Origin of the sequence: Streptomyces sp. NPDC002181 (assembly GCF_042890485.1) — a bacterium.
GTDB lineage: Bacteria > Actinomycetota > Actinomycetes > Streptomycetales > Streptomycetaceae > Streptomyces.
In genome coordinates this window covers 547,963-568,714 of the sequence record NZ_JBIASC010000001.1, presented here as the reverse complement: position 1 = coordinate 568,714, position 20,752 = coordinate 547,963, and the positions used below count along the sequence as shown (strand labels likewise).

The following is a 20,752-nucleotide window of genomic DNA, read 5'->3' as shown; positions in this document are numbered from 1 at the left end:
TGTCCGCAAGGCTGCACCGTTGGACCGGCAGGCGGGAATCGTGAGGATCTTCGGGAAGGTACGGCATCGGCCCTCCGCCTCGTGGCGGCAGGCCACCGACCGCGCGTTCACGCTGATCGGCGACGGGCGGTACGAGGACGCGGGCGCGCTGCTCACCAGAGCCGCCGACCTGGAGCCCTGGCTGTCCGAGTCCTGGTTCAACCTGGCCCTGCTGCACAAGTTCCGGCACGACTGGGAGCAGGCGCGGGCCGCCGGGCTGCGCGCCGTGGCCCTGCTGGACCGCGAGACCGGCGCCCCGGACTGGTGGAACGTCGGGATCGCCGCGACCGCGCTCCAGGACTGGCCGCTGGCCCGCCGGGCCTGGCAGGCCTACGGGCTGAAGGTGCCCGGGGACCCGCACGGCTCGGGCACGCACCCCGCGAAGGGCAGCGGCGAACCGGTCGGCATGGAGCTCGGCAGCGCCGCCGTACGGCTGTCCCCGGAAGGGGAGGCCGAGGTGGTCTGGGGCCGCAGGCTGGACCCGGCCCGCATGGAGGTCCTGTCGATCCCGCTGCCCTCCTCGGGGCGGCGCTGGGGCGAGGTCGTCCTGCACGACGGGGTCCCGCACGGCGAGCGGGTCACCGCGGCCGGCCCCTCCTACCCGGTCTTCGACGAGATCGAGCTGTGGGCCCCCTCGCCGGTGCCGACCTGGGTGGTGCTGCTGGAGGCGGGCACCGAGGAGGACCGCGACGCGCTGGAGCAGCTGGCCTCGGACGCGGGCTTCGCCGCCGAGGACTGGTCGTCCTCGGTGCGGCTGCTGTGCCGGACCTGCTCGGAGAGCGTGATGCCGAGCGGTGAGGGCGACGGGGAGCACCTGGACCCGCACGACCACAGCGAACCGGGACACCCCGGCCCGCTGGGCCACCGTACGAACGGCTCCGGCCCGCTCTGGGTGCCCGAACGCGAATGCGGGATCGCGGCACCGCCCGGACTGGTGCGCGGACTGCTCGACGGCTGGGTCGCGGACAGCCCGGACACCCGTGAATGGCGGGATCTCGAAGAGGTCTGCTGACCCGGCACCGTAGGCTGTACCGGCACATCGTGAACGGGTGGACTTACGGAAGGCGTACGGCGGACATGGCGCAGCAGGAGAACGAGGTCGTCGAGATCGTCAACGACGGGTACGTCGTGGACACCGAGGACTGTGAGGCGCGCGAGCTCGCCCACCGCGAGCGCGGCACCGCCCGCCCGATCACGGTGGTCGGCAACCCCGTCCTGCACCGCGAGTGCAAGGACGTCACCGAGTTCGGCGACGAACTGGCGCAGCTGATCGACGACATGTTCGCCAGCCAGAAGGCCGCCGAGGGCGTGGGCCTGGCCGCGAACCAGATCGGCGTGGACGCCAAGGTCTTCGTCTACGACTGCCCGGACGACGACGGCGCGCGCCACACCGGTGTCGTGGTCAACCCGAAGCCGGTGGAGCTGCCCGCCGGCTCCCGCGTGCTCGACGACTCCAACGAGGGCTGCCTGTCGGTCCCGACCGCGTACGCTTCGCTGGCCCGCCCCGACTACGCCGAGGTGACCGGCCAGGACGCCCAGGGAAACCCGATCAAGGTGCGGGGCACGGGCTACTTCGCGCGCTGCCTCCAGCACGAGACGGACCACCTGTACGGGTACCTGTACATCGACCGCCTCTCGAAGCGCGACCGCAAGGACGCCCTCCGCCAGATGGAAGAGGGCACCCCCCGCTACGAGACGGTCCCCAACGCCTGATCCCGGCTGCGCCCCAGCAGCACCCGCAGGTCCTCGGGCAGGGGCATCGGCGTGAGCAGTCCCGCCGCCGTACGGCCGGTGTTGCCGTGCGGCACGCGCCCGCTCACCGAACCGGCCCCCGCCACCAGGATCCGCACCACCTGTCCCACCGTCTCCGCCCGGTCCCGGCAGCGCAGCGCGAGCCGGAACATGTGCCAGTGGGCACGGGTGTGGGGCCAGGCCCACGCCTGGGAGATGATGTGCGCCCGCTCCAGGGCGTCCCACATGGCGGCGGTGTCGGGCGCGCAGTCGCGGGCCCGCTCCAACTCGGCCTCGAAGGCCGCGCGCACGGGGGCCGGCATGGCCTTCGGCGTGCACGCGGCGATGCAGATCTTCAGTGCGTTCCTCATGCGTCCACGATGCGGCCGAGGGGCCCGGCGCGGCTTGAACGAACCTGCTACATCCACTGGATGGTGCGGGTGAAGTCCGACGGCGGGATCCCGAACATCCGCCGCCACACCCGGCTGAAGTGCGCCCCGTCGGCGAAGCCCGCGCCGTGCGCCGCGTCCGTCAGGGAGTGCCCCCGGGAGGCGAGTTCGGCGGCCCGCATCAGCCGCAGCCACAGGACGTACGGGCGGAACGGCAGGCCCAGCTCCGCCCGGAACAGGTGCGCGAGGCGGCTCTCCGACAGGCAGGCCACCTCGGCCGCCTGGGACAGCCGTACGCCGTCCCGCCCGGGCAGCCACGCCAGCACCCGCGCCAGCCCCGGATGCGGCGCCGCGTCCGGCAGCGGGCCACCGGGGAGCAGGGAGTCCAGCGCGCAGGCCGCCTCGAAGGGGTCGGCGGGCAGGGACCCGGCGGCCGGTACGAGGCCGCCCGCGTCCCCCGCCTCCGCCGCGAGCCGGCGCCCGGCGGAGGACAGCGGATCGTAGTGCAGCACCACCCCGCGCGCGGTGCCGGCCAGTACGGAATGCCGTACCCCGGCGGGGATCACGTACGCCCGGCACCGCACGGGTTCCCCGTCCGGCCCGGCCATCAGCAGCCCGTCCCCGTCCAGCGCGGCGATGACCTGTACGGAGTGGTGCGCGTGCGCCGTCGCGGACCCGACGGCGCCCCCGTACACCAGGCCCCCCGGCCGCAGCCGGGCCCGCCCGGCCCACCCGGTCACGGACATGACGAAGCGCCCCCGCCCCGGACCCCGGTCACCCGAGTCGATCTCCCCATGGGCGGGGACGCTATCAAGCCGCCGGACCGGCGGACCTAGAAGTCCTCGTCCAGGTCGACGGTGCCCTCGACCGCGACCTGGTAGGCCGACGGGCGGCGCTCGAAGAAGTTCGTCAGCTCCTGGACGCCCTGCAGCTCCATGAAGGAGAACGGGTTCTGCGAGCCGTACACCGCCGGGAAGCCGAGGCGGACCAGGCGCTGGTCCGCGACGCACTCCAGGTACTCGCGCATCGACTCGGTGTTCATGCCCGGCAGGCCGTCACCGCACAGGTCGCGGCCGAACTGGAGCTCGGCCTCCACGGCCTCCTTCAGCATGTCCGTGACCTGCTGCTGGAGCGCGTCGTCGAAGAGCTCGGGCTCCTCCTTGCGGACGGTGTCCACGACCTCGAACGCGAAGTTCATGTGCATGGTCTCGTCGCGGAACACCCAGTTGGTGCCGGTGGCCAGACCGTGCAGCAGACCGCGCGAGCGGAACCAGTACACGTAGGCGAAGGCGCCGTAGAAGAACAGGCCCTCGATGCACGCCGCGAAGCAGATCAGGTTCAGCAGGAAGCGACGGCGGTCGGCCTGCGTCTCCAGCCGGTCCAGCTTCTCGACCTCGTTGATCCACTTGAAGCAGAACTGCGCCTTCTCGCGGATCGACGGGATCTCCTCGACGGCGTCGAAGGCGGCCGCGCGGTCGTCCGGGTCGGGCAGGTAGGTGTCGAGCAGCGTCAGATAGAACTGGACGTGCACGGCCTCCTCGAACAGCTGGCGCGACAGGTACAGGCGCGCCTCCGGGGAGTTGATGTGCTTGTAGAGCGTCAGCACCAGGTTGTTCGAGACGATCGAGTCGCCCGTCGCGAAGAACGCGACCAGGCGGCCGATCATGTGCTGCTCGGCGGGCGTCAGCTTCGCCAGGTCGGCGACGTCCGAGTGGAGGTCGACCTCCTCGACGGTCCAGGTGTTCTTGATCGCGTCCCGGTAGCGCTCGTAGAAGTCCGGGTAGCGCATCGGGCGGAGCGTGAGCTCGAAGCCCGGGTCCAGGAGGTTCTTGTCGGTGGAGCTCATTACTGGCAGGCCTCGCAGGACTCGGGGTTCTCAAGGGAGCAGGCCAGCGCTTCCGCGGCCGCGGCCTCGGCGGCGGCGTCGGCCAGGGGGAGCGCTGCGGGGGTGGCCGCCTGGGCGGCACGGGCGATCTTCGTCGCCGGGCGCGAGCGCAGGTAGTACGTGGTCTTCAGACCCTGCTTCCAGGCGTACGCGTACATCGAGGACAGCTTCCCGATGGTCGGCGTCTCCAGGAACAGGTTCAGCGACTGCGACTGGTCGAGGTACGGCGTACGGGCCGCCGCCATGTCGATCAGACCGCGCTGCGGGATCTCCCACGCCGTGCGGTACAGCTCGCGCACCTCGGCCGGGATCCAGCCGAAGCCCTGGACGGAGCCGGAGGAGTCGCGCAGCGCCTCGCGGGTCTGCGCGTCCCACACGCCGAGCTTCTTCAGCTCCTCCACCAGGTAGCCGTTGACCTGGAGGAACTCGCCCGACAGGGTCTCGCGCTTGAAGAGGTTGGAGACCTGCGGCTCGATGCACTCGTACACGCCGGCGATCGAGGCGATCGTCGCGGTCGGCGCGATGGCCAGCAGCAGCGAGTTGCGCATGCCGGACTTCGCGACGCGGGCGCGCAGGGCGTCCCAGCGCTCGGGCCAGTTCAGCTCGACGTCGTAGTGGTCGGGGTGCAGGACGCCGCGGGCGGTGCGGGTCTGCTCCCAGGCCGGGAGCGGGCCGCTGCGCTCGGCGAGGTCGCAGGAGGCCTCGTACGCGGCCAGCATGATGCGCTCGGAGAGCTTGGTGGACAGCGCCTTCGCCTCGGGGGAGTCGAACGGCAGCTTCAGCTTGAAGAAGACGTCCTGGAGGCCCATCGCTCCCAGGCCCACCGGACGCCAGCGGGCGTTGGAGCGGCCGGCCTGCTCGGTCGGGTAGAAGTTGATGTCCACGACGCGGTCGAGGAAGGTGACGGCCGTACGGACGGTCTCGTCCAGCCGCTCCCAGTCGATCTCGCCGGTCTCGGTGAGGACGAACGCGCCCAGGTTGACCGAGCCCAGGTTGCAGACCGCCGTCTCGCCGTCGTTGGTGACCTCGATGATCTCGGTGCACAGGTTCGAGGAGTGGACGACGGTGCCCGGCTCGGCGGTCTGGTTCGCCGTGCGGTTGGAGGCGTCCTTGAAGGTCATCCAGCCCTGGCCGGTCTGCGCGAGGGTGCGCATCATCCGGCCGTACAGGTCGCGGGCGGGCATGGTCTTGCGGGCCAGGCCGTCCGCCTCGGCCTTGCGGTAGGCGGCGTCGAACTCGTCGCCCCACAGGTCGACCAGCTCGGGCACGTCGGCCGGGGAGAACAGCGACCAGTCGGCGTCCGCGTTGACGCGGCGCATGAACTCGTCCGGCACCCAGTGCGCCAGGTTCAGGTTGTGCGTGCGGCGCTGGTCCTCGCCGGTGTTGTCGCGGAGCTCCAGGAACTCCTCGATGTCCGCGTGCCAGGTCTCCAGGTAGACGGCGGCGGCGCCCTTGCGGCGGCCGCCCTGGTTCACGGCGGCGACGGAGGCGTCGAGGGTCTTCAGGAACGGCACGATGCCGTTGGAGTGGCCGTTCGTACCGCGGATCAGCGAACCGCGGGCGCGGATGCGCGAGTACGAGAGGCCGATGCCGCCGGCGTGCTTCGACAGACGCGCGACCTGGTGGTACCGGTCGTAGATCGAGTCGAGCTCGTCCAGCGGGGAGTCCAGCAGGTAGCAGGAGGACATCTGCGGGTGCCGGGTGCCGGAGTTGAAGAGCGTGGGGGAGGACGGCAGGTAGTCGAGGCGGCTCATCAGCCGGTAGAGCGAGGCCACTTCCTCGACGGCCTGGACGGTGTCGTTCTCGGCGAGGCCGCAGGCCACGCGCAGCATGAAGTGCTGCGGGGTCTCGACGACCTGGCGGGTGATCGGGTGGCGCAGCAGGTAGCGGCTGTGCAGGGTGCGCAGGCCGAAGAAGCCGAAGCGGTCGTCGGCGCCCTCGGCGAGCGTGTGCTCGACCAGCGCGTCCAGGCGGTTCGCGTGCAGCGCCACGAACGCGGCGGTGCGGTCCGCGATGAGGCCCTCGCGGTGGCCGACCGCGACGGAGGCGGAGAAGGAGGTGGCCCCCTGGCCGGCGGCTTCCTCGGCGACGGCCAGCGTCAGCAGCCGGGCGGCGAGCCGGGAGTACGCCGGGTCCTCGGAGATGAGACCGGCGGCGGCCTCCGTGGCCAGAGCGCGCAGCTCGGCCTCGTCGGCGGCGGCGCTGCGTCCGCGCAGCGCGGCGGCGGCGACCCGGCCGGGGTCAGTGTCGGGGAGGTCGGCCGTCAGCTCGGTGAGGGTCCGCAGCAGCGCGGCCCCAGGTCCCCCGGTCTCGATTCCGGTGTCGGACGGGTCGGACTCGGCGCGCGGTGCGGAAGGCGCGATGGTCACGGGGGGAGCTCTCCCTCGCTCGGCTCCGGGACACCTGCGGCGTCGGCGCGAGCGGGCGCGCGCGGGCAGGGCAAGGCAGCACCGCGCGGCGTCCACCGGCCCAACCGCGAGGCCCGGACGTATCGACACCCGGTTCGGTCGAGCCGGGCGCACTGTCGGCAGGTCATCGGACTTGCGGTGACACCAATGGGTGTACTTCATACCGTTGCGGGACAGTTCCGGATTCGCACCGGATTCCCCTGCGACGACAGCGAGCATGAGCATACATGTGGGGGCCCCCTCCTGCGCGACCCCCTAGATGTTGTGTCGGCGTGGCTACAGTTCGAGACCGTACGTGCGCAGAGGGAGGCCGGGGACGGGCTCCCAGTCCCGTTCCGGCGAGCGCACGAAACCGAGCCGTCCGTAGATCCGGTGGGCGCCGGTCATGTCGTCCGTGGTGGACAGCACGAGGCGCCGTACGCCCTCGACGGCCCGGGCGCGGTCGATGCAGGCCCGCACCAGAGCCTCCCCGGCGCCCCGCCCGCGGCCCTCCCGAGCGACGGCCAGCATCCGGAACTCGGCCTCGCCGGGTCCGGCGATGTCGCACAGCGGGCTCCCGGGCGCGGCGAAGGCCACCCCGCCGAGGAGCCGGCCCTCGCCCGTCGCGGCGACGAGTATCACCCCGTCGGCGGCGCGCCCGGCCACGTCGCGCAGCCGCACGAGGTACGGATCGTCCTCGCCGAACGTCAGCAGCCCGTCCCCGAGGTAGGCCTGCGCGGTGATCTCCCCGAGCGTCCCGTACTCCGCCGCCAGCGCTTCCCTGATCACGATGTCCATGCGGTCGAGTGTGCCGGACGGCTGTCGGTGCCCGGCGCTATCGTCGAAGACAGCACCGTCGAGGAAGGCGAGCGAGGCATGACCGTGATGACAGACCGGCCCCACATGCTGACCGAGGACTTCGAAGCCGTGGCGCGCATAGCGGCCCGCGAGAGGGAGGGGACGCGGCTGGAGTTCATCGACGGGGTTATCAGGAGCAAGGCCATGCCGGACGGCGATCACCAGACGATCATCGAGTGGCTCACGCGGATCTGCATGCAGTACCGGCCGGAGCTCTGGCTGCACGGGGGACAGGGGATCAAGGCCGAGGCGTACCGGGGAGGGCGGGCCATCCCGGACGCGGTGCTGGCGCCTTCCAAGGCATTCGCCGGGCAGGGCGACTGGGTCGACCCCGACCCGATCCTCATGGCCGTCGAGGTGACCTCGTGGGATTCGGACACCCACCGGCGGGACCACGTCGAGAAGCCCCGCGCCTACGCGGAGACGGGCATTCCCGTCTACCTGCTGATCGACCGGGCCAAGTGCGAGATCTCCGTCTACAGCCAGCCCAACGGCCGACGGTACGAGAGCACCCACATCGTGGCGTACGGGAAGGACGTCGAGCTCCCCGAGCCCGTCGGCATCACCCTCCAGACCGAGGTCCTCAAGGACTGGGTGCGCTGAGGATGCCGAAGGGCCCCGCCGATTCGGCGGGGCCCTTCACGTACGTGCTCAGCAGCAGCGGAAGCCCTCGCGGGGGTCCGCCTCGCGGGAGTCCGTACGGGCGCGTTCGAAGGCGCGGCGGGTCATGACCTCCGCGTCCGGGTCGTGCGTACGGGCGTGGGCGACGTAGCGGTCGTACGCCGCCTCGCCCGAGAACTCCCGTACGAAGAACCGCGCCTTCGCCAGCGCCGCGCGGACCCCGCTCACGCCACCGGCTCCTTCGCGCGGCCGCCGCCCGAGTCCAGGCCGGCGGCGGCGAGCTCCGCCCGCTCCTCGGGCGTCGCGATGAGCCCGGCCGGGGCGATGATCTTCGACTCGGTCCACGGGACCTCGGACAGCCTGACCGCCTCCGGGCTCCCGACCGCCTTCAGGCAGGTCCGCGCCGCGTCCAGCAGCACGATGACGATCAGGATCGCGAACAGCGCCGACAGCGCGCCGTCGACCGTCGCGTTGGTGACGATCGTGTGCATCTCGCCCATGTTCTTGGCGGGCGGCAGGACCTTCCCGGCGTCGATCCCGGTCTGGTACTTGTCGCGCTGCGCGAAGAAGCCGACCTTGACGTCCTCGGAGAACACCTTCTGCCAGCTCGCGGTCAGCGTGACGGCCACGTCCCAGGCCAGCGGGACCCCGGTCACCCAGGCCCACTTGAGCCGGCCGGACTTGACCAGCAGCGTGGTGCAGACGGCCAGTGCCACCGCGGCGAGGAGCTGGTTCGCGATCCCGAAGAGCGGGAACAGCTGGTTGATGCCGCCCAGCGGGTCCTTGATGCCGACCCACAGGAAGTAGCCCCAGCCGCCCACGACCACCGCGCTGGCCAGCCACACGCCGGGCTTCCAGCTCACGTCCTTGAAGGGCTTGTGCACGTTGCCGAGGGTGTCCTGGAGCATGAAGCGGCCGACCCGGGTGCCCGCGTCGAGGGTGGTCAGGATGAACAGTGCCTCGAACATGATCGCGAAGTGGTACCAGAACGCCTTCAGCCCGGCGCCTCCGACAACGGAGGAGAAGATCTCCGACATTCCGAGTGCGAACGTCGGCGCCCCGCCCGTACGGGACAGCAGGCTGGTTTCCTCGACGTCCTTCGCGGCCTGCGCGAGGAACTCGGGCGAGATGGCGAAGCCGAAGTTCGTCACGGCCTGCGAGGCGGTCTCGACCGTGGTGCCGACGACGCCGGCGGGGGAGTTGACCGCGAAGAAGAGGCCGGGCTCGATGATGCAGGCCGCGATGATCGCCATGACGGCGACGAAGGACTCGGTCAGCATCGCGCCGTAGCCGATGACCCGGACCTGGGTCTCCTTCTGGATCATCTTGGGGGTGGTGCCCGAGGAGACCAGCGCGTGGAAGCCGGACAGGGCCCCGCACGCGATCGTGATGAAGACGAACGGGAACATCGACCCGGCGAACACCGGCCCGTCCCCGCGGGCGGCGAAATCGGTGACCGCGGGCATCTTCAGGGTGGGCATGGCGACGACCACGCCGATGGCGAGCAGGGCGATGGTGCCCACCTTCATGAAGGTGGAGAGGTAGTCGCGGGGCGCGAGGAGCATCCACACCGGCAGCACCGAGGCGATGAACCCGTACGCCACCATCCACAGGACCAGCGTCTCCTTCTCCAGCGTGAAGGTGCTCGCCAGTGAGGAATCGGCGACCCAGCCGCCCGCCACGATGGCGAGCAGCAGCAGCGCCACGCCGATGACGGAGATCTCGGTGACCCGGCCCGGGCGCAGGACGCGCAGGTAGAAGCCCATGAAGAGGGCGATCGGGATGGTCATGCCGATGGAGAACACGCCCCAGGGGGAGTGCGCCAGCGCGTTGACGATGACCAGGGCGAGCACGGCCAGCAGGATGATCATGATGGCGAACACGGCGACCAGGGCGGCGGCTCCGCCGACCGGGCCGATCTCGTCGCGGGCCATCTGGCCGAGGGAGCGCCCGTCGCGGCGGGTGGAGAAGAAGAGGGTGACCATGTCCTGGACGGCGCCCGCGAAGATGACGCCCGCGACGATCCAGATGGTGCCCGGCAGGTAGCCCATCTGGGCGGCGAGCACGGGGCCGACCAGAGGGCCGGCGCCGGCCACGGCGGCGAAGTGGTGGCCGAACAGCACGCGGCGGTCGGTGGGGTGGAAGTCGACACCGTTGTCAAGGCGTTCGGCCGGGGTGGCCCGCGTCTTGTCCACCTTCAGGACCCGGTCGGCGATGAACCGCGCGTAGAAGCGGTAGCCGATGGCGTACGAGCCCAGTGCGGCGGCGAGCAGCCAGGCGGCCGAGATCTCCTCGCCGCGCGAGAGGGCGAGGATGCCCCAGCCGAGGGCCCCGACGAGGGCGACGAGCACCCAGACGGCGACGGACTTCGGGCTCATGCCCCCTGGCGCGCCACTGCCCGGTGCGGAAGGCGAGTCCGCGGCCGTGCCCGGACTCGCCGTGTTCCGTTCTGTACCAGTTGCTTCCGGTTCCGGCATGATCCTCGTCCCCTCGTTGATCATCTGCGTAAAGGCAGGGAATCTACGGGGGCGCGCCCGGTGAACGTAAGCCCCCGTCCGTATAGCGGAACGAGAGTCAACTACGAATCAGACGGCGGGGCGCTGGAGTCGGGCGACGAACTTGTAACGATCGCCGCGGTACACCGAGCGGACCCACTCCACCGGTTCGCCGTCGGCGTCGAGGGAGTGGCGGGAGAGCATCAGCATCGGCAGGCCGACGTCGGTGCCCAGCAGGCCCGCCTCGCGCGGGGTGGCCAGGGAGGTCTCGATCGTCTCCTCGGCCTCGGCGAGCCGTACGTCGTACACCTCGGCCAGCGCCGTGTAGAGGGAGGTGTACTTCGCCAGCGACCGGCGCAGCGCCGGGAAGCGCTTGGCCGACAGGTGGGTGGTCTCGATGGCCATCGGCTCGCCGCTGGCGAGGCGCAGTCGCTCGATGCGCAGCACCCGGCCGCCCGTGGCGATCTTGAGGAGCCCGGCCAGGGTGTCGTCGGCCGTCACGTAGCCGATGTCCAGGAGTTGGGAGGTGGGCTCCAGACCCTGCGCCCGCATGTCCTCCGTGTACGAGGACAGTTGGAGCGGCTGCGAGACCTTCGGTTTCGCGACAAAGGTGCCTTTGCCCTGAATGCGCTCCAGCCGGCCCTCGACGACGAGCTCCTGGAGAGCCTGGCGCACGGTGGTGCGGGAGGTGTCGAATTCGGCCGCGAGCGTGCGCTCCGGCGGCACCGGCGTGCCCGGGGGCAGTGTTTCGGTCATGTCGAGCAAGTGCCGCTTGAGTCGGTAGTACTTGGGCACCCGCGCCGTGCGAGTGGCCGCCCCGCCTTCCGGCTCGGTGGTCGCCCCTTCGGTGGACATCGCCGCCCGCCTTCCCGACTCCAGTTTCGCTGCCGTCACCGGCTCCTCCGATATGTGCGGTCACATCGTGACACGGGTGGGAGGACAGGCCTCCTCCCTCCCCCAGGTGTCGGTCCGGTAACGGACCGATCACCCGCTCATTAGACCCTTGACACCCCTAAAGGTCTAGGCCAAGCTCCGGTTACTGGTCTACACCAATATGAATCAGATCCCGGCCCCACGGGCAGTACTTGGTACGTCACCGCGGCGGGCGAGGGAAGTGCAGAGCATCCCTGAGGAGGGTGGCGTGAAGCGCAAGCTCATCGCGGCGGTCGGAGTCGCGGGCATGGTGATCGGCCTCGCGGCGTGCGGTGGCAACGACGGCGACGACAAGGGCAAGACCGACGCCGGCGGCGCCAAGGAGATCACCGTCTGGGTGATGGACGGCTCCGCGCCCAAGGCGTGGATCGACGCGGTCAACGCCGAGTTCTCGGCCAAGCACCCGGGTGTCACCGTAAAGGTCGAAGAGCAGCAGTGGAAGGGCATTCAGGAGAAGGTGACCACCGCCCTCTCCGAGAACACCCCGCCGGACGTCCTCGAACTCGGCAACACCCAGACCGCGGGCTACGCCGTCACCGGCGGCCTCGCCGACCTGACCAAGGACAAGGCCAAGCTCGGGTCCGACGCCTGGCAGAAGAGCATGCTCGCCTCGGCCGAGTACGACGGCAAGCTCTACTCCGCCCCCTGGTACGCGGCCAACCGCGTCGTCGTGTACGACAAGAAGGCCTTCGCCAAGGCCGGCGTCACCCCGCCGACCACCCGCGACGAGTGGGTCGCCGGCCTCGACAAGCTCAAGGCCGCGGACCCCGCCTCGCAGCCCATCTACCTCCCCGGCCAGAGCTGGTACGTCCTCGCCGGCTTCATCTGGGACGAGGGCGGCGAACTCGCCGTCAAGGACGGCGACAAGTGGAAGGGCGGCCTCGGCACCCCCCAGGCCGCGTCCGCGATGGAGTTCTACAAGAAGCTCCAGGCGTACTCCACCGCCCCCAAGGACAAGGACGAGGCCACCCCGCAGCAGTCCACCGACGTCGTTCCCAAGGGCGGCGTCGCCTCCTGGATCGGTCTCGGCTGGGAGGCCGGCGGTGCGGAGAAGGCCCTGAAGGACGCGGGCAAGGAAGCCGACTTCGGCTACTTCCCGATCCCGGGCAAGACGGCCGACAAGCCGGGCACCGTCTTCCTCGGCGGCTCGAACCTCGCCGTGGCCGAGCGCTCCAAGAACAAGGAGCTCGCCAAGGAGTGGCTGGCGCTGGCCGCCGGCAAGGACCAGATGACGAAGTACGCCGCCGAGACCAAGGGCGCGCTGCTCCCCAACCAGGCCGGCGCGAACTTCACCCCGGCCGCGGGCTCCTTCGCCGAGGCCATGGGCAAGGGCGGCGTCAACGGCCGCATCACCCCGGTCACCCCGGGCTGGGCGAACGTCGAGACCGAGCCCAACCCGCTCAAGGAGTTCATGACCAAGGTCCTGAAGGGTGAGGACGCCGCCAAGGCGGGCGCGGACGCGGACAAGGAAATCGCGAGCCGCATCAACAAGTAGCACGTAGCACCGGGGGTGCGGCCGGCGCCCACGCGCCCGCCGCACCCCCGGTCGCGCATTGACCGACCTGTGCGACGCCCGACCGCAGCCGAGGTAACCAAGACATGACCGTGCACTCCCAGGGAGCGGTGACCGCTCCACAGGACGCACCACCGAAGTCCGCCGGAGGGCAGCTGACGCCGCCCACGACCAAGGGGGCCGGTCCGTCGGCTCCGCGCCGGGGCAGAAAGCCGCTTCCCGCGGGCTGGCTGCCGTACCTCCTGATCGGGCCCGCGGTCCTCAGCCTGGCCACACTGCTGCTGTACCCGCTCGCCAAGAACGTGATCCTGTCGTTCCAGAAGGTCGACAAGATCGAGTTCATCCAGCGGAAGGCACCCTTCAACGGGGTCGAGAACTACACGCAGCTGCTGGGCGACGCGCACTTCTGGACCGTCGTCGTCCGCACCTTCGCCTTCACCGCCGCCAACGTCGCACTGATCATGCTGATCGGCAGCCTCGTCGGCATCCTGCTGAACCGCCTCGGCACGTGGATGCGCCTGGTCCTGTCGATGGCGCTGGTCATGGCCTGGGCCATGCCGATCGTCGCGTCCGTCACCGTCTTCCAGTGGCTGTTCGACGAGCAGTTCGGCGTCATGAACTGGGTCATGCGCACCCTCGGCTTCTCCGGCTACGAGCAGCACAACTGGTTCGAGTCCGGCCTCTCCACCCTGACGATCGTCACGGTCCTGGTGGTCTGGGGCTCCGTCCCCTTCGTCGCCCTCAACATGTACGCCGGCCTGACCACCGTCAGCGGCGAGCTGTACGAGGCCGCGCGGATGGACGGCGCGAACGGCTGGCAGACCTTCTGGCAGGTCGTCTTCCCCAACCTCAAGCCGTTCTTCACCGTCACCACGTTCCTTGAGGTGATCTGGGTCTTCAAGGCCTTCACCCAGGTGTACGCGATGAACCGCGGCGGCCCCGACCGCGCCTCCGAGACCCTGCCCGTCTTCGCCTTCGTCGAGGGCCAGAGCCAGGGCCACTACGCCCTCGCGGCAGCGATCTCCGTCCTGACGATCGTGATGCTCGTGATCGTCATGTCCTTCTACTTCCGCCTGATCCTGAAGCAGGAGGAGGAGCAGTGAGCACCACCACCGCCCCGAAGCCCGCACCTGCCGCGCCGACCTCCGCCAAGCCCGCGCAGCGGCTGCGCAAGCGCCGCCCGCTGCGCCCCGCCGCGGTGGCGAAGAACCTGGGCGCGCTCGTCGTGGCCGTGGTCTTCGTCTTCCCGGTCTACTGGATGTTCTCGTCGGCGCTCAAGCCGTCCGGGCAGATCCTCTCCAAGGATCCCGTCTTCGTCTTCACCCCGACGCTGGACAACTTCACCAAGGCCACCGGCGTCGACCTGTTCTGGACGTACGTCACGAACAGCCTGGTCGTCACCGTCGGCGCCGTGGCCCTGGCCCTCGTCGTCGCCCTCGCCGCGAGCTTCGCCATCGCCCGGATGAAGTTCAAGGGCCGCAAGGGCCTCGTACTCGGCGTGATGATGGCGCAGATGGCCCCGTGGGAGGTCATGGTCATCGCGATGTACATGATCGCCCGCGACGCCGAGATGCTGAACAGCCTCCCGCTGCTGACCGCGATCTACTTCGTGATGGTCCTGCCCTTCACCATCTGGACCCTGCGCGGCTTCATCGCCGCGGTCCCGGTGACGCTGGAGGAGGCCGCCCAGATCGACGGCTGCACCCGCGGCCAGGCCTTCCGCAAGGTGATCTTCCCGCTGCTGGCCCCCGGCCTGATGTCCACCTCGCTCTTCGGCTTCATCACCGCCTGGAACGAGTTCGCGATGGTCCTGATCCTCAACAAGGACAAGACCGCCCAGACGCTGCCCCTGTGGCTGACCCAGTTCCAGACGGCCTTCGGCAACGACTGGGGCGCCACCATGGCCGCGTCCTCGCTGTTCGCGGTCCCGGTCCTGGTGATCTTCGTCTTCCTCCAGCGCAAGGCCGTCGGCGGCATGACCGCCGGCGCCGTGAAGGGATAACGCCACATGACCGTCCTTGCGCACGGCGTGACCTCGTCCGACGCGAACGACGAGCTGACCCGCGACGCCCTCGCGGTCCTCCAGCCCGGCTTCGAGGGCACCACCGCCCCCGCCTGGCTGTTGCGCCAGATCGGCCGGGGGCTCACCGCAGTCGGCCTCTTCGGCCGCAACATCGCCTCGCCCGCGCAGCTCGCCGCGCTCACCGCGCAGCTGCGGGCCGAGCGCGACGACGTCCTCGTCGCGATCGACGAGGAGGGCGGCGACGTGACCCGCCTGGAGGTCCGGGCCGGCTCGTCCTTCCCCGGCAACCTGGCCCTCGGCGCGGTGGACGACACCGGCCTCACCCGTGACGTCGCCCGCGAGCTGGGGCGCCGCCTCGCGGAGTGCGGGGTCAACCTCAACTGGGCCCCGTCCGCCGACGTCAACTCCAATCCCGACAACCCGGTCATCGGCGTACGGTCCTTCGGCGCCGACACCCACCTCGCCGCCCGGCACACCGCCGCCTACGTCGAGGGCCTCCAGGCCGCCGGCGTCGCCGCCTGCACCAAGCACTTCCCGGGCCACGGCGACACCAACGTCGACTCGCACCACGCGCTGCCGCGCATCGACGCCGACCTGGACACGCTGGCCGCCCGCGAACTGGTGCCGTTCAAGGCGGCCATCGAGGCCGGCACGAAGGCCGTGATGAGCGCGCACATCCTCGTGCCCGCCCTGGACCCGACCCGGCCGGCCACGCTCAGCCCGCAGATCCTGACCGGGCTGCTGCGCAAGGAGCTCGGCTACGAGGGCCTGATCGTCACCGACGGCATGGAGATGAACGCCATCGCCGGGACGTACGGAATCGAGCGCGGCTCGGTGCTCGCCATCGCGGCCGGCGCCGACGCGATCTGCGTCGGCGGCGGGCTCGCCGACGAGGACACCGTGCTGCGGCTGCAGGGCGCGCTGGTCTCGGCCGTACGGGAGGGCGCCCTCCCGGCGGAGCGGCTCGCCGACGCCGCCGCCCGGGTACGGGCGCTGGCCGCATGGACCCGGCAGGCCCGGGCCGCCGCCGCGCCGGGCGCGCAGCAGGAGGGGAGCGCGCCCGGCATCGGCCTGGCGGCGGCCCGCCGAGCGCTGGTCGTCACGGGCACGGCCGCGCCCGTGACCGCCCCGTACGTCGCCACGCTCGCCCCCGTCGCGAACATCGCGGTGGGCGACGAGACCCCGTGGGGCGTGGCGGCGGAACTGGCCGCGCTGGTGCCGGGCACCGCCTCGGGCGTCTACGCGGAGGGCGCCGCGGCCGGGGACGTCCTGGCGGCGGCGGGCGGGCGCACGGTGGTCGCGGTGGTCCGCGACGAGCACCGCCACCCGTGGATGGCGCGGGTCCTCGACACCCTGATCGCGTCCCGCCCGGACACGGTGGTGGTGGAGATGGGCGTCCCCCGGGCCGCCCCCCGGGGAGCCCTCCACATCGCCACGCACGGAGCCTCCCGCGTCTGCGGCACCGCGGCGGCGGAGATCATCGCGGGGGCGTGACCCCGGGTACGGAAGAAGGGCCGGGCCCCCGCAAGGGGGCCCGGCCCTTCACGCGTGGCGCGGCGCCGCCTAAAGCCCCTGCCACGCGGGCTTGTTGGCGTAGGTGTGGCGGAAGTAGTCCGCCAGCTTGAGCTTCGAGGCCGCCGCCTCGTCCACGACGACGGTCGCGTGCCGGTGCAACTGGAGTGCGGACGCCGGGACCAGCGCCGACAGCGGGCCCTCGACCGTCTGCGCGACGGCCTCCGCCTTGCCCTCGCCCGTCGCGAGCAGCACCAGGTGCCGGGCGTCGAGGATCGTCCCGATCCCCTGCGTGATGACGTGGTGCGGGACCTGGTCGATGTCGTTGTCGAAGAAGCGCGCGTTGTCGATCCGCGTCTGCTCCGTCAGCGTCTTGATCCGGGTGCGCGACGCCAGCGAGGAGCAGGGCTCGTTGAAGCCGATGTGCCCGTCCGTGCCGATGCCGAGCAGCTGGAGGTCCACACCGCCCGCCCCGGCCAGCGCGCGGTCATAGGCCTCGCACGCGGCCACGATGTCCTCGGCGGAGCCGTCCGGGCCCATGAAGGACGCCTCCGACAGGCCCAGCGGCTCCACGACCTCGCGCAGCACGACGGCGCGGTAGGACTCCGGGTGCCCGGCCGGCAGGCCGACGTACTCGTCGAGCTGGCAGATCCGCGCCTCGGAGGTGTCGACCTCCCCGGCCTTCACCTTGGCGGCCAGGGCCTCGTAGACGGGCAGCGGGGTAGAGCCGGTCGCCACGCCGAGCAGGGCGTCGGGCTTGCGGCGGACCAGGGCGGCCATGGCCTCCGCGATGAGCTCGCCGCCTGCCTTGGCGTCCGGGACGATGACAACTTCCACGCGGGGCCTGCCGATCTGGAGTGTGACGATGTGGTATAGACCAATCTAGCAGAGGAGGGCCGCCTCCGGCCGGTCCTCGCACACTCCCGTTCGCTTCCGTTCGCTTCCGTTCTTCCGCCCTTCCCATCGTCGGCCTCCGTGCCGGGACGTGCAGCCCGGCCCCGCCCGGAGGCCGCGGAACGCGGAGGAGGGGGTCGCGGCTCAGACCAGCGACATCTGGAGGCCGCCCGTCGCGTCCAGGTGCTGGCCCGTCACCCAGCGGGCGTCCGCCGAGGCCAGGAAGGCCACCACGTCGGCGACTTCCTCGGCCGTGCCCACCCGTCCGAAGACGGAGCGGGAGGCCGCGTGCGCCCGCGCCGCAGGGTCCGCCAGCCAGCCCGCGCTGAGCTCGGTGTCGGTGACCCCGGGGCCCACCGAGTTCACGGTGATCCCGCGCGGGGCCAGCTCGGCGGCCAGCGAGCGGGTCAGCGCGTTCACGGCGCCCTTGGCCGCGATGGTGGCCAGGATCGCCGGCAGGGCGATCTCCGGGGTGCCGGTGACGTTCACGATCCTGCCCCCGTCCCGCAGCCGCTCCAGCCCGTGCTTGATCACGAAGAAGGGCGCCTTCGCGTTGAGCGCGTGGACGCGGTCGTACGTCTCCTCGTCGGTGTCCGCGATCCCGGCGAAGGTGGCCGCGCCCGCGTTGTTGACCAGGATGTCCACCCCGTCGGTGTGCAGCGGGTGCTCCGCGTACGCCGCCCACAGCGCCCGCGCGTCGCCCGGGACCCCGAGCTCGGCCCCGATCGCGAACGCCCGGCCGCCCGCCGCCCCGATCGCCGCGACCGTCTCCTCCGCCGCCGCCCCGTGGCGTCCGTAGTGCACGGCGACCAGCGCCCCGTCCCGGGCCAGCCGCCGCGCCACCGCCCGCCCGATCCCCCGGCTGCCGCCCGTGACCAGTGCCGTCTTCCCCTTGAGCACGCCCATGACGCGCCCCCCTTCAGCATTCGCTAGTGGTCGCTACAGAAAGGGACCGTACCAGATTCCGTAACGCCCGCTATAGAATCTCTCCATGGTGACCGGACAGCGCGGCAGGCCCCGCTCCTTCGACCGCGACGCGGCCCTCGACAAGGCCATGGCGGCCTTCTGGGAGCGCGGCTACGAGGCGACCTCGATCTCCGACCTGACCGCCTCGCTCGGCATCGGCGCGCCCAGCCTCTACGCGGCCTTCGGCGACAAGCGCAAGCTCTTCGACGAGGTCGTGGCGGTCTACGGCGGCCGGTACACCGATTTCGCGCGCGCCGCCCTGGCCGAGGAGCCCACCGCCGGGGCGGGGCTGCGGCGCGTCCTGCGCGAGGCGGCCGAGATCTACACCGACCCGGCCCATCCGCCGGGCTGCCTGGTGATCAGCGCGGCCGTGAACACCACCTCGCGGGAGGTCGCGGAGGCCCTGCGTGAGCGCCGTGACGCCAACCTGGAGATGTTCGAGCGCAGGATCCGGGCCGACGTGGCCGCCGGCGCCCTGCCCGCCGGTACGGACGCGCACGCGCTGGCCCGCTACGCGCTGGCGGTGCTCATCGGGATGTCCCAGCAGTCGCGCGACGGCGCGAGCCGGGAAGAACTGGAAGCGGTGGCGGAACTGGCGATGGGGGCCTGGCCGCGGTAAGGGGGAAAGAGTCCCCGGAATCCGGCGGCGGAATCCGCATTCCTCTGGGCCACGGTGCCGGGTCGGGACCCTCAACCCGTCCGGCACCGTAGCCCGGAGTACTTACGGCCGGCGGGTGTGCGGTTCCCGGCGGCCGGTGGGAGGAGCCTGCGCGGTCAGGGCAGAGCGCGCGGCTTACCTCGATCCGTCCTCCTGTGCGGGGAGGGCGGAAGCATAAGGCAATTGTGGACTAGACCAATCTGTTCTGTCCATCCAATGGCGGGCTCTGTGATCCCGTCACTTCATCCAACAGTACGCGGCCCGAGTGCCTCCTGGATACTCCTGAGTAGTGGCCGTGGGGAAAGTCATGGCCCATACCCGGGGTACGCTCGGCCCGTGCCCTCCATGAACGACCTCGTACGCCAGCACACCGCTCTCAGTGAAACCGACCTGGAGTGGCTCCACCTGCTGGTCTCGGAGTGGCAGCTGCTCTCCGACCTCTCCTTCGCGGACCTCGTGCTGTGGGTCCCCACCCTCGACGGCACCCGGTACGTCTCGGTCGCGCAGATGCGCCCCAACACCGGCCCCACCTCGTACCAGGACGACATGGTCGGCCACCTGGTTCCGCGCGGCCGGCGCCCGCTGCTCGACGCCGCGCTCGACGAGGGCCGGATCGTGCGCGAGGGGGACCCGGAGTGGCGCGAGGAGGTGCCGGTGCGCGTGGAGTCGATCCCGGTGCGCCGCGAGGGCCGGGTACTCGGAGTGATCGCCCGGAACACCAACCTGCTCACTGTGCGTACACCGAGCCGGCTGGAGCTCACCTACCTCCAGTCCGCCTCCGACCTGGCCCAGATGATCGCGGCCGGCTCCTTCCCGTTCCCCGGCCAGCAGGTCGACATGGACGCCTCGCCCCGCGCCGGCGACGGCCTGATGCGCCTCGACGCCGACGGCGTGGTCACGTACGCCTCCCCGAACGCGCTGTCCGCGTACCACCGGCTCGGCCTCGCCGCCGACCTCGTCGGCCAGCACCTGGGTACGACCACCTCCGAACTCGCCCCCACCCGCGGCCCCGTGGACGAGGCCATCGTCAAGCTGGCCAGCGGCTGGGCCCCGCGCGAGACCGAGGTCGAGGGCAACGGCGGGGTCATCCAGCTGCGCGCCATCCCGCTCAAGCCCAAGGGCGTCCGCATCGGCTCCCTCGTCCTGTGCCGGGACGTCACGGAACTGCGCCGTCGCGAACGCGAATTGATCACCAAGGACGCGACCATCCGGGAGATCCACCACCGGGTGAAGAACAACCTCCAGACCGTGGCGGCACTCCTGCGGCTGCAGGCCCGCCGGATGGATTCCGAGGGTGGCCGCGAGGCGCTCAACGAGGCCGTGCGCCGGGTGGGGTCGATCGCGATCGTGCACGAGACGCTCTCTCAGAACCTGGACGAGCGCGTCGAGTTCGACGAGATCGCCGACCGGGTGATCGCGATGGTCGCCGAGATCTCGCCCGGCAAGGTGCAGTGCCGGCGCACCGGCCGGTTCGGGATCCTGGACGCGGAGGTCGCCACCCCGCTGTCGATGGTGCTGACGGAGATCCTCCAGAACGCCCTGGAGCACGCCTTCACCCAGGGGGAGGGCGGCCGGGTCGAGGTCTCCGCGACCCGCACCGGCTCCGGCCGCGCCGACGGCCGGCTGCTGATCACGGTGTTCGACGACGGCTGCGGTCTGCCCGAGGGCTTCGACCCGCAGCGCGCCGGGAACCTCGGACTCCAGATCGTCCGGACCCTGGTCGAGGGCGAGCTCGGCGGCACGTTCGACATGCTCCGGGCCGAACCGCGCGGCACCAAGGTCGTCCTCGACATCCCGGCCAGCCCGCAGAAATAACGATCGTTCGGTCACTGAACGTGATGTGCTCCG

Annotated in this window: 19 protein-coding genes and 1 riboswitch; of the genes, 9 read left to right on the top strand and 10 right to left on the bottom strand. The window is 71.2% G+C overall.

From position 1 onward, the window contains the following. The first annotated feature begins 40 nt into the window (after window positions 1-40). Together ACFYXV_RS02580 and def are read left to right on the top strand one after the other, a co-directional pair. Window positions 41-1,051 carry a tetratricopeptide repeat protein gene (locus ACFYXV_RS02580; protein ID WP_383339851.1) on the top strand — a complete coding sequence of 337 codons (1,011 nt, stop codon included), beginning with the start codon at window positions 41-43 and terminating at the stop codon, window positions 1,049-1,051. 65 nt (window positions 1,052-1,116) lie between these two features. Further along, window positions 1,117-1,752 (top strand): peptide deformylase, encoded by a 636-nt coding sequence (gene def, locus ACFYXV_RS02575; protein WP_385465130.1) that lies wholly within the window; start codon window positions 1,117-1,119, stop codon window positions 1,750-1,752. Here def and ACFYXV_RS02570 read toward each other — a convergent pair. From ACFYXV_RS02570 to ACFYXV_RS02550, 5 genes are all read right to left on the bottom strand, one after another. Next, entirely contained in the window at window positions 1,728-2,141 is a 414-nt protein-coding gene (locus ACFYXV_RS02570) for a DUF3703 domain-containing protein (protein WP_383339848.1), read from the bottom strand. The genes def and ACFYXV_RS02570 overlap by 25 nt on opposite strands. Before the next feature lie 47 nt (window positions 2,142-2,188). Further along, complete coding sequence (locus tag ACFYXV_RS02565) at window positions 2,189-2,905, bottom strand: helix-turn-helix domain-containing protein (protein ID WP_383339845.1); 717 nt, start codon at window positions 2,903-2,905, stop codon at window positions 2,189-2,191. An 86-nt stretch (window positions 2,906-2,991) separates the two neighbouring features. Continuing rightward, a complete protein-coding gene (locus ACFYXV_RS02560; protein WP_366099894.1) occupies window positions 2,992-4,005 on the bottom strand; it encodes a ribonucleotide-diphosphate reductase subunit beta in 1,014 nt (337 codons plus the stop codon). Then, the gene (locus ACFYXV_RS02555) at window positions 4,005-6,413 is read right to left on the bottom strand and encodes a ribonucleoside-diphosphate reductase subunit alpha (RefSeq protein ID WP_383339842.1); all 2,409 of its coding nucleotides are present in this window, start codon (window positions 6,411-6,413) and stop codon (window positions 4,005-4,007) included. The genes ACFYXV_RS02560 and ACFYXV_RS02555 overlap by 1 nt, the downstream gene beginning before the upstream one ends. A gap of 139 nt (window positions 6,414-6,552) precedes the next feature. After that, a riboswitch (cobalamin riboswitch) is annotated at window positions 6,553-6,684 on the bottom strand. A gap of 44 nt (window positions 6,685-6,728) precedes the next feature. Then, a complete protein-coding gene (locus ACFYXV_RS02550; RefSeq protein ID WP_389381859.1) occupies window positions 6,729-7,229 on the bottom strand; it encodes a GNAT family N-acetyltransferase in 501 nt (166 codons plus the stop codon). A gap of 78 nt (window positions 7,230-7,307) precedes the next feature. Here ACFYXV_RS02550 and ACFYXV_RS02545 point away from each other — a divergent pair, with 78 nt between their 5' ends. Further along, on the top strand, window positions 7,308-7,892 hold the full coding sequence (locus tag ACFYXV_RS02545) for a Uma2 family endonuclease (protein WP_376015549.1): 585 nt from the start codon (window positions 7,308-7,310) through the stop codon (window positions 7,890-7,892). A gap of 48 nt (window positions 7,893-7,940) precedes the next feature. Here ACFYXV_RS02545 and ACFYXV_RS02540 read toward each other — a convergent pair whose 3' ends face one another. From ACFYXV_RS02540 to ACFYXV_RS02530, 3 genes are all read right to left on the bottom strand, one after another. Beyond that, window positions 7,941-8,138 carry a YbdD/YjiX family protein gene (locus tag ACFYXV_RS02540; RefSeq protein ID WP_030153574.1) on the bottom strand — a complete coding sequence of 66 codons (198 nt, stop codon included), beginning with the start codon at window positions 8,136-8,138 and terminating at the stop codon, window positions 7,941-7,943. Then, window positions 8,135-10,288 (bottom strand): carbon starvation CstA family protein, encoded by a 2,154-nt coding sequence (locus ACFYXV_RS02535; protein WP_385465141.1) that lies wholly within the window; start codon window positions 10,286-10,288, stop codon window positions 8,135-8,137. The genes ACFYXV_RS02540 and ACFYXV_RS02535 overlap by 4 nt, the downstream gene beginning before the upstream one ends. A 207-nt stretch (window positions 10,289-10,495) precedes the next feature. After that, on the bottom strand, window positions 10,496-11,260 hold the full coding sequence (locus ACFYXV_RS02530; protein WP_030153577.1) for a GntR family transcriptional regulator: 765 nt from the start codon (window positions 11,258-11,260) through the stop codon (window positions 10,496-10,498). A gap of 286 nt (window positions 11,261-11,546) precedes the next feature. On the opposite strand from ACFYXV_RS02530, the gene ACFYXV_RS02525 reads away from it, so the two are divergent. From ACFYXV_RS02525 to ACFYXV_RS02510, 4 genes are all read left to right on the top strand, one after another. Beyond that, entirely contained in the window at window positions 11,547-12,833 is a 1,287-nt protein-coding gene (locus tag ACFYXV_RS02525) for an extracellular solute-binding protein (protein WP_385465145.1), read from the top strand. A 104-nt stretch (window positions 12,834-12,937) separates the two neighbouring features. Next, a complete protein-coding gene (locus ACFYXV_RS02520) occupies window positions 12,938-13,954 on the top strand; it encodes a carbohydrate ABC transporter permease (protein WP_385465148.1) in 1,017 nt (338 codons plus the stop codon). 62 nt (window positions 13,955-14,016) lie between these two features. Beyond that, window positions 14,017-14,853, top strand: a complete 837-nt coding sequence (locus tag ACFYXV_RS02515) for a carbohydrate ABC transporter permease (RefSeq protein WP_383340259.1) — start codon at window positions 14,017-14,019, stop codon at window positions 14,851-14,853. A 6-nt stretch (window positions 14,854-14,859) separates the two neighbouring features. Further along, window positions 14,860-16,368, top strand: coding sequence for a glycoside hydrolase family 3 protein (locus ACFYXV_RS02510; RefSeq protein WP_389381858.1), 1,509 nt, complete (start codon window positions 14,860-14,862; stop codon window positions 16,366-16,368). Between the two features lie 69 nt (window positions 16,369-16,437). On the opposite strand, the gene nagB is transcribed toward ACFYXV_RS02510, so the two are convergent. Beyond that, on the bottom strand, window positions 16,438-17,223 hold the full coding sequence (nagB, locus tag ACFYXV_RS02505) for a glucosamine-6-phosphate deaminase (RefSeq protein ID WP_389381857.1): 786 nt from the start codon (window positions 17,221-17,223) through the stop codon (window positions 16,438-16,440). Between the two features lie 201 nt (window positions 17,224-17,424). Continuing rightward, entirely contained in the window at window positions 17,425-18,186 is a 762-nt protein-coding gene (locus tag ACFYXV_RS02500) for an SDR family NAD(P)-dependent oxidoreductase (protein WP_385465157.1), read from the bottom strand. Between the two features lie 85 nt (window positions 18,187-18,271). On the opposite strand from ACFYXV_RS02500, the gene ACFYXV_RS02495 reads away from it, so the two are divergent. Beyond that, a complete protein-coding gene (locus ACFYXV_RS02495; RefSeq protein ID WP_385465160.1) occupies window positions 18,272-18,865 on the top strand; it encodes a TetR/AcrR family transcriptional regulator in 594 nt (197 codons plus the stop codon). A 384-nt stretch (window positions 18,866-19,249) separates the two neighbouring features. After that, window positions 19,250-20,719: a sensor histidine kinase gene (locus ACFYXV_RS02490; RefSeq protein ID WP_389382107.1), complete on the top strand. Its 1,470-nt coding sequence runs from the start codon at window positions 19,250-19,252 to the stop codon at window positions 20,717-20,719. The last annotated feature ends 33 nt before the right edge of the window (window positions 20,720-20,752 follow it).

Excerpts from the sequence above, each read along its gene's own strand:
- def (WP_385465130.1), top strand. The coding sequence starts at position 1,117 with ATGGCGCAGCAGGAGAACGAGGTCGTCGAGATCGTCAACGACGGGTAC.
- ACFYXV_RS02570 (WP_383339848.1), bottom strand. The coding sequence starts at position 2,141 with ATGAGGAACGCACTGAAGATCTGCATCGCCGCGTGCACGCCGAAGGCC.
- ACFYXV_RS02565 (WP_383339845.1), bottom strand. The coding sequence starts at position 2,905 with ATGTCCGTGACCGGGTGGGCCGGGCGGGCCCGGCTGCGGCCGGGGGGC.
- ACFYXV_RS02560 (WP_366099894.1), bottom strand. The coding sequence starts at position 4,005 with ATGAGCTCCACCGACAAGAACCTCCTGGACCCGGGCTTCGAGCTCACG.
- ACFYXV_RS02550 (WP_389381859.1), bottom strand. The coding sequence starts at position 7,229 with ATGGACATCGTGATCAGGGAAGCGCTGGCGGCGGAGTACGGGACGCTC.
- ACFYXV_RS02545 (WP_376015549.1), top strand. The coding sequence starts at position 7,308 with ATGACCGTGATGACAGACCGGCCCCACATGCTGACCGAGGACTTCGAA.
- ACFYXV_RS02535 (WP_385465141.1), bottom strand. The coding sequence starts at position 10,288 with ATGAGCCCGAAGTCCGTCGCCGTCTGGGTGCTCGTCGCCCTCGTCGGG.
- ACFYXV_RS02530 (WP_030153577.1), bottom strand. The coding sequence starts at position 11,260 with ATGTCCACCGAAGGGGCGACCACCGAGCCGGAAGGCGGGGCGGCCACT.
- ACFYXV_RS02520 (WP_385465148.1), top strand. The coding sequence starts at position 12,938 with ATGACCGTGCACTCCCAGGGAGCGGTGACCGCTCCACAGGACGCACCA.
- ACFYXV_RS02510 (WP_389381858.1), top strand. The coding sequence starts at position 14,860 with ATGACCGTCCTTGCGCACGGCGTGACCTCGTCCGACGCGAACGACGAG.
- ACFYXV_RS02500 (WP_385465157.1), bottom strand. The coding sequence starts at position 18,186 with ATGGGCGTGCTCAAGGGGAAGACGGCACTGGTCACGGGCGGCAGCCGG.
- ACFYXV_RS02495 (WP_385465160.1), top strand. The coding sequence starts at position 18,272 with ATGGTGACCGGACAGCGCGGCAGGCCCCGCTCCTTCGACCGCGACGCG.
- ACFYXV_RS02490 (WP_389382107.1), top strand. The coding sequence starts at position 19,250 with ATGAACGACCTCGTACGCCAGCACACCGCTCTCAGTGAAACCGACCTG.